Raw genomic sequence first — 13,081 nt, 5'->3', positions numbered from 1 at the left:
GTAGCAGCAGCGCCGCGACCGGGACACGCATCACGAGGCCAGGTAACCGCCCCAGCGCGCGCAAAAAACCCGTTAAAGTCTCCGCTCGTTCCCCCAACGTACCGCCCTCTGGGGCACCAACGCATGCCCCATACATCGACCTCCCAGGCCGCCACGCGTTTTGCTGTCCCCCGCGGAATGCTGGTGGGATTTGTGATTGCTGCCCTCGCCACGGTGCTGATCGCGCTGGTGAACTTCCGCACCGCCCAGGTGCGCTCGCACGCTGTGGAAGCCATGGACGAGACCACGGTGACCATGCGCCACCTCAACCTGTTCGTGTCTTCGCTGAAAGACGCCGAGACCGGGCAACGCGGCTATCTGCTGACGGGGGACGACACCTATCTGCAGCCCTACAACCTGTCCCTGGGCGCCATGGAGCGCAACATGGCGCGCCTCAAGGAGCTGACGGACGACAGCGCCGTGCAGCGCCGCCTGGTGCTGCAGATCGACGACCTGCGCCACGAAAAACTGCGCGAGCTGGGCGAGACCATTGAACTGCGCCGCTCGAAGGGCCAGGAAGCCGCCGTGGCCGTGACCCGCAGTGATGCCGGCCGGGTGCTGATGGACCGCATCCGCGACCTGGCGTCGGACCTGTCCACACTGCTGAACCAGCAGCTGGAAAACGAACGCAAGCAATGGGTGGAGGCGGCGGCCATGTCCACCTACTACTCCTGGGGCGGATCGTTCGTGCTGCTGGTGCTCATCTGCCTGTCGGCCGCCGCCAATGCGCGGGAGTACCGCCTCAAGGCCCAGCAGTCGTGGGTGGCGGCCGGCCTCAACGGGCTGAGCCAGCGCATCCAGGGCGACCACCGGCTGGAGGACCTGGGCCAGCTCACGCTCGAATACCTGGCGCAATACCTGCGCGCGGCCGTGGGGGCGGGCTATGTAGCCGACTGCAACGGCGCGCTCACCCTGTTTGGCGGCTACGCCCTGCCGCGCGAGCGGCTGGAGCAGCGCCTGCTGCCCGGCGAGGGCCTGGTCGGCCAAGTGGCGCGCTCGCGCCAGATGCTTCATGTGCGCGATGTGCCAGCCGGGCACCTGATGGTGTCGTCCAGCACGGGCCAGTCCGCACCGACCGAACTGCTGCTGGCGCCTGCCATCGAGAACGGCGAAGTCTTTGCCGTGATCGAGCTGGGCTTTCATCGCCCGCTGACCGAGCCTGAGCGCACCCTGATGGAACGCGCCTCGGGCATTCTGGCGGTGGCGATCCGCGCTGGGATTGACCGCAACCGCCTGGAAGCCTTGCTGGAAGAAACCCAGCGCCAGTCCGAAGAGCTGCAGACCCAGCAGGAAGAGCTGCGTGTGAGCAACGAGGAGCTGGAGCAGCAAAGCCGCATCCTGCAAGAGTCGCAGGCCCAGATGGAGGTGCAGCAGACCGAGCTGGAGCAGACCAACGCCCACCTGGAGGCGCAGACCCAGCAGCTGGAATACCAACGCGAACAACTGCTGCGCGCCCAAAGCGCCATGACGGACAAGGCCCGCGAACTGGAGCTGGCCAGCCAGTACAAGAGCGAGTTCCTGGCCAACATGAGCCACGAGCTGCGCACACCGCTCAACTCCACCCTGATCCTCGCCAAACTGCTGTCCGACAACAAGCCAGGCAACCTGAGCGCCGAGCAGGTGAAGTACGCGCAGACCATCTACGCGGCGGGCAACGACCTGCTGGCACTCATCAACGACATCCTCGACCTGTCCAAGATCGAAGCCGGCCAGGCCACCGTGTCGGTGGAAACGGTGACGCTGTCCAAGGCCCTGCAAACACTCATCGACCCGCTGCGCCCGCTGGCGCAAGAAAAGGGCCTGACACTCACGGCCACCGTCGCGCCCGACGCACCCGCCACGCTGGACACCGACCTGCAGCGCCTGGGGCAGGTGCTCAAGAACTTGCTGTCCAACGCGCTCAAGTTCACCGAGAAAGGCTCGGTGGCGCTGCATGTGTCGCGCAACCCGGACGACACGCTGTCGTTTGCCGTCAAGGACACCGGCATCGGCATTCCGGCGCACCAGCAGGAGCTGATTTTCGAAGCCTTCCGCCAGGCCGATGGCAGCACCCACCGCAAGTACGGCGGCACAGGCCTGGGCCTGTCGATCTCGCGCGATCTGGCGCAGCTGCTGGGTGGGTCCATCCACGTGCACAGCACGCCGGGCGAGGGCAGCGTGTTCACCCTGGTCCTGCCCCAGAAGCTGCTGCCTTCGTCGCCTGAAGCTGCGCCGGCAACGCCGCTGGCGGCGCCTGCGCCAGCCCACACGGCGGCACCGGTCGTCGCACCGGTTCCTTCGGCCCCCGCGTTGCCACCCGCAGCGGCCCCTACCGCACCCGTAGCCCCGCGCCGCGCGAGCGCGCGCAGCATTCTGGTGATTGAGGACGACGTGCGCTTTGCGCAGATCCTGAGCGACCTGGCCGGTGAGATGGACTTTGACTGCCACCTGGCCCACAACGCGGCGGATGGCCTGGCCTACGCCGTACACAGCCAGCCTAGCGCCATCGTGCTGGACGTGAACCTCCCCGACTTCTCGGGCCTGGGCGTGCTCGACCAGCTCAAGCGCAACCCGGCCACGCGCCACATCCCGGTGCATGTGGTCTCGGTGGCCGACTACTCGCAAGAGGCCTTGGGCCGGGGCGCCGTGGGCTACGCCCTCAAGCCCGTCAAGCGCGACGAACTGGTGCATGCCCTGCAGCGGCTGGAAGCCAAGTTCACCCAGAACCTGCGGCGCGTGCTGGTGGTGGAAGACGACGAACGCCAGCGCGAGAGCGTGCGCCACCTGCTGACCAACGACGACGTGGAGATCGTGGGCGCGGGCACGGCAGCCGAGGCGCTGGCGCACCTGCGCGGCTCCACCTTCGACTGCATGGTGATGGACCTGAACCTGCCCGACCTGAGCGGCTACGAATTGCTGCAGCAGATGACGGAGCAGGATGGCGTCTCCTTCCCGCCCGTCATCGTGTACACAGGCCGCGCCCTGTCGCGCGACGAGGAGCAGCAGCTGCGCCGGTTCTCCAAATCCATCATCATCAAGGACGCCCGCTCCCCCGAGCGGCTGCTCGACGAGGTCACGCTGTTCCTGCACCAGGTGGAGTCGGAGCTGTCGGCAGAGCACCGCCAGATGCTGCAGGTGGCCCGCAACCGCGAGACTGCCCTGGAAGGCCGCAACGTGCTGGTGGTGGAAGACGATGTACGCAACGTGTTTGCACTCTCCAGCATCCTGGAGCCCACCGGCATCCGCGTGGAGATCGCGCGCAACGGCCTGGAGGCCCTGCAGGCGCTGGAACTCGCCGGCAGCGGCGGCCACCCTGCGATTGACCTGGTGCTGATGGACATCATGATGCCGGAGATGGACGGCTACACCGCTATGCGCGAGATCCGCAACCGCCCCGAGTGGCGCCGCCTGCCCATCATCGCGTTGACCGCCAAGGCCATGAAGGACGATCAGGAAAAATGCCTGGCCGCCGGGGCCAATGACTACATCGCCAAACCGCTGGACGTGGAGAAGCTGCTGTCCCTGGTGCGGGTGTGGATGCCCAAGTAGGCCCCGCCATGCCCCATCGCAAGGCCCGCACCGCAGACATCGAGCAGCGCCTGCTTATCGATGCCATCTACCACCGCTACCACTACGACTTCAGGGGCTACGCGCAGGCGTCGCTCAAGCGGCGGCTGGCGTCGGCGCTGGTGCAGTTCGACTGCAAGACGCTGTCGCAGCTGCAGGACCGCGTGCTGCACGAACCCGCCGTGTTCCCTGCGCTGCTCGAATACCTCACCGTGCAGGTGAGCGACATGTTCCGCGACCCCAGCTACTTTCAGGCGCTGCGCCAGGAGGTGGTGCCGCTGCTGCGCACCTACCCGTCGCTCAAGGTCTGGGTGGCCGGGTGCAGCGCGGGAGAAGAGGTGTATTCGCTGGCCATCCTGCTGCAGGAAGAAGGCCTGCTGGACCGCACGCTGATCTACGCCACGGACATCAACCCGCACGCGTTGCGCGCGGCAGAGTCTGGAGTGTTCGACGTGTCGCGGGTGGCGGCTTTTACCGAGAACCATGCGCGCTCCGGCGCCCGCAGCTCGTTGTCGGACTACTACGCTGCCGGCTATGGCCGCGTGGTGTTCGACAAGGGCTTGCGCGAGCACATGGTGTTCTCTGACCACAGCCTGGCCACCGACAGCGTGTTTGCCGAGGTCCATCTGGTGTCCTGCCGCAATGTGCTCATTTACTTCGAGCGCGACCTGCAGAACCGTGCACTCGGGCTGTTCCGCGAGTCGCTGTGCCACCGGGGCTTCCTGGGCCTGGGCTCCAAGGAGTCATTGCGGTTTTCTGGGCACACCGATGCCTTCGAGGACTTCGTGCTGGAGGACCGCATCTACCGAAAAAAGGCCGGACTATGACCAGCCCCGCCCTGGCGCCAAGGCCATCGCCACCGGGGGGCTACCACGCCGTCGTGGTGGGTGGCTCTTCGGGCGGTATTGATGCCCTCTTGCAGCTGCTGCCCGCGCTGCCCGCCACACTGCAGGCTGCGGTTCTGGTCGTGCTGCACCTGCCCCGGGACCGGCGCAGCCTGCTGGTGGACATCTTCCAGCCCCGCTGCGCCCTGGCGCTGCGCGAGGCGCAGGACAAGGACGCCATCACGCCAGGCTCGGTCAGCTTCGCGCCACCCGACTATCACCTGCTGGTCGATGCCGGGCCCAGGGGTCCGCATGTGGGGCTGTCGCTGGACGCCCCTCTGCTTTTTTCCCGCCCCTCCATCGACGTGCTGTTCGAATCGGCGGCAGACCACTACGGCCCCCGGCTGGTGGGCGTCCTGCTGTCGGGCGCCAACGAAGACGGCGTGCACGGCCTGCAGGCCATTCAGGCGGCGGGCGGCCTCACCATCGTGCAAGACCCCGCCAGCGCCAGCATGCCCACCATGCCGCAGGCGGCCATCGCGGCCTTGGCGGTTGACCACATCCTGCCCCCTGAAGGCATTGCAAGGCTGCTGGCAGACCTGCACCAGCGCCAGCAGCTTTGATACGGGCGCATGCGTCCCTCTTTGAGAACCCCACCCACCCTCCCCACCGCCCATGCCCCAGACCGACCGCACCAAATGCCTGCTCGTTGACGATGTCGAGGAAAACCTCATCGCCCTGGAGGCGCTGCTGCAACGCGACGGGCTGGACATCCTCAAGGCCCAGTCGGGCCCCGAGGCCCTGGAACTGCTGCTGGCGCATGACGACGTGGCCCTGGCCTTGCTGGACGTGCAAATGCCCGAGATGAACGGCTTCGAGCTGGCGGAATTGATCCGGGGCAGCGAGCGCACCCGGCACATTCCGCTCATCTTCATGACGGCGGGCTCACGCGAGCAGAACTGGCAGTTCCGGGGGTACGAAAGCGGGGCGGTGGACTTTCTCTACAAGCCCATCGACCCGCACATGCTCACCAACAAGGCGAGCGTGTTCTTTGAACTGCACCGGCGCAAGCAGGCGCTGGCGCACGAGCTGCGCGCACGCACCGAGGCCTTGCGCATCAACGAAATGTTCATGGCCGTGCTGAGCCACGACCTGCGCACACCGCTGCAGTCCATCGTCGCGGCGGCCACCGTGCTCAAGCGCCAGCCGCCCCCCGACAAGGCGGTGCTGATGGCCGACCGGGTGCTGGGCGCCAGCCAGCGCATGGGCCACATGATCGAAGACCTGCTGGACGTGACCCGCATTCGCCAGGCGGGCGGGCTGGCGCTGCAGCTGGGCTCCACCCACATGCACGCGCTAGTGCAGCGCACGCTGGATGAGGTGGCCACCAGCCACCCGGAACGCTATATCGGGTCCACCCTGCAAGGCGACCTGGCCGGCACCTGGGATGCCGAACGCCTATGTCAGGTGATCACCAACCTGGTTGGCAACGCCCTGCACCATGGCAGAGTCGACCACCCTGTGCAGATTGCAGTGGACGGTACCAGCCCTGAGGAGGTGAGCATCACGGTGTCCAACGGCGGCACCATTCCCCCTGCGCTGCTGCCGCATTTGTTCGACCCGTTCCGGGGTGGAGAGCGTGAGCCCGGCCGCCACCAAGGGCTGGGGCTGGGGCTCTTCATTGCGCACCAGATCGTGCGGGCCCACCATGGAACCATCGAGGCCCAGTCACGGGACGATGTCACGACCTTTCGGGTGAGGCTGCCGCGCCACTCGCCAGTACGTAGCCCCCGCAATTGACTGCGCGCAGCCCAGCACAACAGCGCAGGTCGCCACGACCAGGCGGGTGGCGTGATGAAGTAAAGGATGAACAGCGAGCGATCGGCGCTAGCAAGCCTCAGCCGGCGGCTGAAGCCAGCGCTGCCTGGATGGACTCGAGCAGCTGCTCCAACTCTTCCAGCTCAAAAGGTTTGAGCAATACGCGAACGTTGGGCCCCCAACTGCGCGGGTGGCTACCCAGCTCGTAGCCGGAGCACAGCACCACCCACCGCTGCGGATCATCCGCCAGCAGCTGGCGGGCCAGTTCCGTGCCCGAAAGGCCGGGCAGGCTGACATCGGTCACCACCACATCAAAGACGTCCCCAGCATCCAGAGCCAGCGCCTCCTCGGCAGTGGCGCAGGGAGTGACCGTCCGGCCTTCACCTTCCATAAGCATGCCGATGGTCTCGCGCAGCTCCGGGTTGTCTTCAACGTACAGGATTCGCATACATCAGAGAGGATTGATACGCCATGCCGCCCTGCGAAGAAGGGAGCATGACCAAAACCCGCATCATGCGCAGGCGATGGAACGGCGCCATGTAGGACAAGGCGCTCTTCTTCGCTGTGCTGCACTGTTCTGCGCCCCTCGGGTAATGCGCGTAGAAGCTGCGAACCCTTTTACTCTTCGAGCAGCGAGCGCAGCATCCACGCCGTCTGCTCGTGCACCGTGAGGCGCTGCGTCAGCAGGTCGGCCGTGGGCTCGTCGCTGGCCTTGTCGGCCAGGGGGAACAGGCTGCGCGCGGTGCGGGCCACGGCCTCATGGCCTTCGACCAGCACGCGCACCATCTCCAGTGCCTTGGGCGGCTTGGCGGGCGCATCGGGCACCGTGGCCAGCTTGCCGAATTCGGCATAGGAGCCCGGCGCCACATGGCCCAGCGAGCGGATGCGCTCGGCAATCGGGTCCACGGCATTCCACAGCTCGGTGTACTGCGCCATGAACATGGTGTGCAGCGTGTTGAACATGGGGCCCGTCACGTTCCAGTGGAAGTTGTGGGTGGTGAGGTACAGCGTGTAGGTGTCGGCCAGCAGGCGCGACAGGCCCTGGGCGATGGCAGCGCGGTCCTTGTCGCTGATGCCGATGTTGATGGTGGGGGCGGTGGTCTTGGAGGCCTTGGCCATGTCATTGCTCCTGAAGTGAAGATGGATTCGACAGCAGATGCCCGCCGACCCGTCGGACCTGGAGGCATCGCACCAAAAACACTGTAGCGCAAGGCCATGACCAGCGAGCCTGACCTGCGTCAGAGCCACACCACGGCAGCAGGACATCGCCCGCCAGCGCGGCACAGGCCAGGCCTGCCTTACGACAGCCGCTTGACCCCCGGCAGCTCGCAGGCATACACCGCGTTGCGCAATGACGCAATCGCTTCATACCGGGTAAAGCTGCGCCGCCATGCCAGCACCACGCGGCGCATGGGTGGCGGGCCGCCGTCCTCTTCGCGGATGGGCAGGTAGCGGATATAGCTTTCGTCGCTCTTACGGCGGCGTGACACGGTGAGCAGCGCATCGCGCGGCACCGAAAGGCGCGGCACCAGCGTCACGCCCATGCCTGCGGCCACCATGTGCTTGATGGTTTCGAGCGAAGAGCCTTCAAACGACTTGCGGATGCCCTCGGCATTGCTCGCAAAGCGCGCAAATTCGGGGCAGACCTCCAGCACATGGTCGCGAAAACAATGGCCCGCACCCAGCAGCAGCATGGTCTCGCTCTTGAGTTCGGCCGCCGTCACAGACTTCTTCGCCGCCAGCGGGTGCGTGCTGGGCACGGCCGCCATGAAGGGCTCGTCATACAGCGGCGCCATGGCCAGGCCCGTGTCGGGGAAAGGTTCGGCCAGGATGGCGCAGTCGATCTCGCCGGTACGCAGCATCTCCAGAAGCTTGACGGTGAAGTTCTCCTGCAGCATCAGCGGCATCTGAGGTGTGCGCGTGATGGACTGGCGCACCAGCTCGGGCAGCAGATAGGGCCCGATGGTGTAGATGACCCCCAGGGTGAGCGGCCCCGCCAGCGGGTCCTTGCCGCGCTTGGCAATCTCCTTGATGGCCGCCGCCTGCTCCAGCACGCTCTGAGCCTGGCGCACGATCTCTTCGCCCAGCGGCGTCACCGAAACCTCGCCCGCGCTGCGCTCGAAGAGCTTCACATCCAGCTCTTCTTCCAGCTTCTTGATGGCCACCGACAGTGTGGGCTGCGACACGTAGCAGGCATCGGCCGCATGACCGAAGTGCTTCTCCCGCGCTACGGCAACGATGTACTTGAGTTCGGTGAGGGTCATGGTGTGTTCCAGCAGGCCGTGTCATGCCTTGAGATAGTCGGATTTTCCACCCAACCAGCGCGCGACGTGCTTTGCGACCAATTCCGGATACCGGTCCAGCATCTGCGGCGCCAGTTCGCGCGCCCATTCGAGCAGGTGGGTGTCGGTCGCCAGGTCGGCAAAGCGCAGCAGCGCATCCCCCGACTGGCGCGCGCCCAGAAACTCGCCGGGGCCGCGAATCTCCAGATCGCGCCGGGCGATCTCGAAGCCGTCGTTGGTTTCGGCCATGGCGCGCAGACGCTCCTTGGCGGTTTCGCCCACGCGGCCGCTGTCGTTGGTGGCATACAGCAGCACGCAGGCCGAGGCCGCCGCACCCCGCCCCACCCGGCCGCGCAGCTGGTGCAGCTGGCTCAGGCCAAAACGTTCGGCATGTTCGATGACCATGAGGGACGCGTTGGGCACGTCCACGCCCACTTCGATCACCGTAGTGCTGACCAGCACGCCCATCTGGCCACTGGTGAAGAGCGCCATCACGGCCTTCTTCTCGGCCGTGGGCATGCGCGAGTGCAGCAGACCGACCATGCAGCCAGGCAAGGCCTCGCTCAGATCGGCGTGGGTGGCGGTGGCGTTGGAGAGGTCCAGCGCCTCGCTTTCTTCGATCAGCGGGCACACCCAGTACACCTGCCGCCCGGCCTCCACCTGCGCGCCGATGCGCTCAATCACTTCGTCCTTGCGGCTGTCGGCAATGAGTTTGGTAACGATGGGCGTGCGGCCTGGCGGTAGCTCGTCGATGACGGACACGTCCAGGTCGGCGTAGTAGCTCATGGCCAGCGTGCGCGGGATGGGCGTGGCGCTCATCATCAGCATGTGGGGCTCCATGCCATGGGCTGCGAGTTTCTGCCGCAATGCAAGCCGCTGCGCCACGCCAAAACGGTGCTGCTCGTCGATGATGGCCAGCGCCAGGTTTTTGAACTGCACCTGCTCCTGGATCACGGCGTGGGTGCCCACCACCAGCGCGGCCTCGCCGCTGGCCACCAGCGCGAGCATGGCGGTGCGATCCTTCTTTTTCTGCCCGCCCACCAGCCAGGCGACCCTGCGGCCGCGCTCGGCCAGCAGGGGTTCGAGCCAGCCGATCATCTTGGCGAAATGCTGCTCGGCCAGGATTTCGGTGGGCGCCATCAGCGCGCACTGCCAGCCCGCATCCATCGCCAGACAGGCGGCCAGGGCCGAGACCACGGTTTTGCCCGAGCCCACATCACCCTGCAGCAGCCGGTGCATGGGCACCTGGCGGGCCAGGTCGGCGGCAATTTCTTCGCCCACGCGGCGCTGGGCGGCCGTGAGGCTGAAGGGCAGCACGGCCAGCAACTGCTCATGCAGCGGCAAGGCACCGTCGGCGGCTTTTTGGGCGCGCAACACGGGCGCACGCAGCATGTCGCGTGCGCGGCGCGACTGCTGCTGCGATAGCTGCTGGGCCAGCAACTCCTCGGCCTTGAGGCGCTGCCACGCGGGGTGGCTGTGGTCCTCCAGCGTGGACAGCGCCACATCGGGCGTGGGGTGGTGCAAAAAAGTGAGCGCCTCGCGCAGGCTGAATAAGCGCTGGAGGCCATTTTGGCCATAAACCCGAGTCACCGGCGGCTCGGCACCGGGTGGCAGGGTGTCTGACAAGTCCACCCGCGTCAGCGCGCCCACCACCGCACGGCGCAGGTAGGGCTGGGGCAAACCGGCGGTGGTGGGGTAGACGGGCGTCAACGCCGCAGGCAGCTCGCCGCCCGCCACGCGGAACGCCGGGTGCATCATCTGCCGCCCCCAGAAGCCGCCCTTGATCTCACCCCGGATGCGCAGGCGCGCACCCACGGCCAGGGTTTTCTGGTGCGAGGGGTAGAAGCTGAAGAAGCGCAGCTCGCACGAGCCGGTGTCGTCCTCCACCTGCACCAGCAGCTGGCGGCGCGGGCGTAGCTGAATCTCGCTCGCAGTCACCGTGGCTTCGATCTGCACCATCTGCCCGTCGCGCGCATTGGCCAGCGGGGTGATGCGGGTTTCATCCTCGTAGCGCAGGGGCAGGTGCAGGGCGAGGTCGATGTCACGCTGGAGCCCCAGCTTTTGCAGCGCCTTTTGCGCTACCGACGCGCCGCCTTTGGCGGCAGCAGGGGCTGCCGAAGCCTTGGCGCTAAGGGAAACTCTGGGGGCTGCGGCGGGCATGTAGCGGGTTCTGCGAACGACAAGGGTGGGGCAAAAAGGCTACCATGGTTACCGTTGATTACGCCTAAAGACGGGCGTTTATTCAGAGTCCAGGTCCCCTACCATGCTCAAGCGCATTCACATTCAGCATCTCACCCTGGGCATGTATCTGCACGAGTTCTGTGGCTCGTGGATGGACCACCCCTTCTGGCGGGCCAAATTCCTGCTTAAGGACCCCAAGGACCTGGCCCAGATACAAGCCACCGCCATCCAGGAAATCTGGATTGACACCGACAAGGGGCTGGACGTGGCGGCGGGCACCGCGTCGGTCTCGCGCGAGGAGGCCGACGCGCAGATTGACACCGACTTCAGCCGCCTGGAGGAACTGCCACCCATCAAGGTGAAGTTGCCGTCCCCACCCCCACCGCCCAAGCGGGACCGCAAACCTGCAGACATGAGCAGCGAACTGAAGATGGCCGCCGCCATCTGCGTGAAATCCAAAGAGGCCGTGGTCTCGATGTTCAACGAGGCCCGAATGGGCCGCGCGGTGGACTCAGCGGGAGCCCAAAGCCTCGTGGAAGAAATTTCGGACTCCGTCACCCGCAACCCCGGGGCGCTCATCAGCCTGGCGCGCCTGAAAACCGCCGACGACTACACCTACATGCACTCGGTGGCGGTGTGCGCGCTCATGGTGGCGCTGGCCAAGCAGCTCAAGCTCAAGGACGACCAGCAGCGGCTGGCGGGCATGGCAGGCCTGCTGCACGATCTGGGCAAGGCGGCCATCCCGCTGGCCGTGCTCAACAAGCCCGGCAAGCTCACTGACCAGGAATTCACCGTGGTGCGCAGCCACCCGGTGGAGGGCTACCACATGCTCAAGGAGGGCGGCAACGTGCCCGACGCCGTGCTGGACGCCTGTCTGCACCACCATGAAAAAGTCGATGGCTCCGGCTACCCCGACAAGCTGCAGGGCGAAGGCATCAGCGTGATCGCGCGCATGACGGCCATTTGCGACGTGTACGACGCCATCACCTCCGACCGGCCCTACAAGCGTGGATGGGACCCCGCCGAGTCACTGCGCCGCATGGCCGAGTGGACCAAGGACCATTTCGACGCCCGCATCTTCCAGGCCTTTGTCAAAAGTATCGGCATCTACCCTGTGGGCTCGCTCGTGCGCCTGACCTCGGGCCGCATCGGCGTGGTCACCGAGCAATCGGCCGCCGCACTCACCGCCCCCATGGTCAAGGTGTTCTTCTCGACCAAGTCCGACCTGCGCATCCCCCCCGAAATGGTGGACCTGTCTGCCCCGGGCTGCACCGAGAAGATCGTGGCGCGCGAAGACCCCGACAAGTGGCGCTTTCCGGACCTGAACGAGCTATGGTCAGGCTTTGCCGAAAAGGTCTGGTAGCCCGATGCCCGCACTGATCACCCTCACGCTGAACCCCGCCCTCGACCTGGCCACCACCACCGACCACGTTGCACCCACCCACAAGCTGCGCTGCGGCCCGGTGCAGCGCTTTGCGGGTGGCGGCGGCATCAACGTGGCGCGGGTGCTGCACCGCCTGGGCGCAGATGTGTGCGCCTGGGCGCTGGCGGGCGGTGCGGCGGGCACACAGGTGCGGCAGTTGCTGGCCGCAGAGGGCGTGCCCACGCTGCTGCAACCAATTTCGGGCGATACGCGCGAGAACTTCTCGGTGGTCGAGACCACCACAAGCCAGGAGTTTCGGTTTGTGCTGCCCGGCCCCACGCTGCAGGCAGCCGAATGGCAGGCCTGCCTGGATGCGCTGGCCGCCTTGCCCACGCCGCCCCGCTGGCTCATTGCCAGCGGCAGCCTGCCACCCGGCACGCCAGACGACTTCTATGCCCGGCTGGCCCCGGCTCTGTCTGGCCGGGGCGTGCGGGTGGTCGTCGATACCTCGGGCCCGCCGCTGGCCGCTGCGCTGCAGGCGGGCGTGGCCCTGGTCAAGCCCAGCCTGCGGGAGCTGCGCGAGCTGGTGCAGCTGCCGCTGGAGCAGGCCGCCGACTGGTGCGCCGCCGCCCAATCGCTGGTGCACAGCGGCGCGACCGAGACCGTGGCCCTGTCGCTGGGCGAACAGGGCGCCGTGCTGGCGACCCGCGCGGGTGTGTGGCAGGCCCCGGCGCTGAACGTGCCCGCCACCACCGGCACCACGGGCGCGGGCGACTGCTTTCTGGCGGCGCTGGTCTGGGCACTGGACCGGGGCGACGCCCCTGCCGAAGCACTGCGCTGGGGCGTGGCGGCAGGGGCTGCGGCCTTGCTGCACCCGGGCACCACCCTGGCCCAGGTGAGCGACGTGCAGCGGCTGGTGCACAGCGTGCCTGCGCCCGTGGCCGTCACCACACAGCCATAGCCCGGCCCCGGCGAGCGGCACAGGCGCGTGGGACAATCGCGCCCTTCGCAATTTTTACCTTGGCACG

Annotated in this window: 10 protein-coding genes; 6 read left to right on the top strand and 4 right to left on the bottom strand. The window is 66.8% G+C overall.

Features of this window, described 5'->3' with window-relative positions:
* Window positions 1-123 precede the first annotated feature (123 nt).
* Genes C8C93_RS22430 through C8C93_RS22415 form a run of 4 tightly spaced genes read left to right on the top strand, consistent with a single transcriptional unit; the run spans window position 124 to window position 6,209 of the window.
* A complete protein-coding gene (locus C8C93_RS22430) occupies window positions 124-3,567 on the top strand; it encodes a response regulator (RefSeq protein WP_121508356.1) in 3,444 nt (1,147 codons plus the stop codon).
* An 8-nt stretch (window positions 3,568-3,575) separates the two neighbouring features.
* Window positions 3,576-4,412 (top strand): protein-glutamate O-methyltransferase CheR, encoded by an 837-nt coding sequence (locus C8C93_RS22425; protein WP_121508937.1) that lies wholly within the window; start codon window positions 3,576-3,578, stop codon window positions 4,410-4,412.
* Window positions 4,409-5,032, top strand: coding sequence for a chemotaxis protein CheB (locus C8C93_RS22420; RefSeq protein WP_121508355.1), 624 nt, complete (start codon window positions 4,409-4,411; stop codon window positions 5,030-5,032). Before C8C93_RS22425 ends, C8C93_RS22420 begins: the two co-directional genes overlap by 4 nt.
* A gap of 52 nt (window positions 5,033-5,084) precedes the next feature.
* A complete protein-coding gene (locus tag C8C93_RS22415) occupies window positions 5,085-6,209 on the top strand; it encodes a hybrid sensor histidine kinase/response regulator (protein WP_121508354.1) in 1,125 nt (374 codons plus the stop codon).
* Between the two features lie 97 nt (window positions 6,210-6,306).
* On the opposite strand, the gene C8C93_RS22410 is transcribed toward C8C93_RS22415, so the two are convergent.
* The 4 genes from C8C93_RS22410 to recG all read right to left on the bottom strand — a co-directional run bounded on the left by C8C93_RS22410 (window position 6,307) and on the right by recG (window position 10,669).
* Complete coding sequence (locus tag C8C93_RS22410; protein ID WP_121508353.1) at window positions 6,307-6,675, bottom strand: response regulator; 369 nt, start codon at window positions 6,673-6,675, stop codon at window positions 6,307-6,309.
* Window positions 6,676-6,845: 170 nt separating this feature from the next.
* Window positions 6,846-7,346: a Dps family protein gene (locus C8C93_RS22405; RefSeq protein ID WP_055395640.1), complete on the bottom strand. Its 501-nt coding sequence runs from the start codon at window positions 7,344-7,346 to the stop codon at window positions 6,846-6,848.
* A 179-nt stretch (window positions 7,347-7,525) separates the two neighbouring features.
* On the bottom strand, window positions 7,526-8,491 hold the full coding sequence (locus tag C8C93_RS22400; RefSeq protein WP_121421399.1) for a LysR substrate-binding domain-containing protein: 966 nt from the start codon (window positions 8,489-8,491) through the stop codon (window positions 7,526-7,528).
* Window positions 8,492-8,512: 21 nt separating this feature from the next.
* Window positions 8,513-10,669: an ATP-dependent DNA helicase RecG gene (recG, locus tag C8C93_RS22395; RefSeq protein ID WP_121508352.1), complete on the bottom strand. Its 2,157-nt coding sequence runs from the start codon at window positions 10,667-10,669 to the stop codon at window positions 8,513-8,515.
* A gap of 103 nt (window positions 10,670-10,772) precedes the next feature.
* On the opposite strand from recG, the gene C8C93_RS22390 reads away from it, so the two are divergent.
* Both C8C93_RS22390 and C8C93_RS22385 read left to right on the top strand, forming a co-directional pair.
* Window positions 10,773-12,053 carry an HD-GYP domain-containing protein gene (locus C8C93_RS22390; RefSeq protein ID WP_121508351.1) on the top strand — a complete coding sequence of 427 codons (1,281 nt, stop codon included), beginning with the start codon at window positions 10,773-10,775 and terminating at the stop codon, window positions 12,051-12,053.
* A gap of 4 nt (window positions 12,054-12,057) precedes the next feature.
* Window positions 12,058-13,014 carry a 1-phosphofructokinase family hexose kinase gene (locus tag C8C93_RS22385; protein ID WP_121508350.1) on the top strand — a complete coding sequence of 319 codons (957 nt, stop codon included), beginning with the start codon at window positions 12,058-12,060 and terminating at the stop codon, window positions 13,012-13,014.
* Window positions 13,015-13,081 lie beyond the last annotated feature (67 nt).

The sequence above is a fragment of the Acidovorax sp. 93 genome (genome assembly GCF_003633835.1).
Classification (GTDB): Bacteria; Pseudomonadota; Gammaproteobacteria; order Burkholderiales; family Burkholderiaceae_C; genus Acidovorax; species Acidovorax facilis.
The sequence above is the reverse complement of the archived record's forward strand: the minus strand, read 5'-3'. Positions and strand labels throughout refer to the sequence as shown.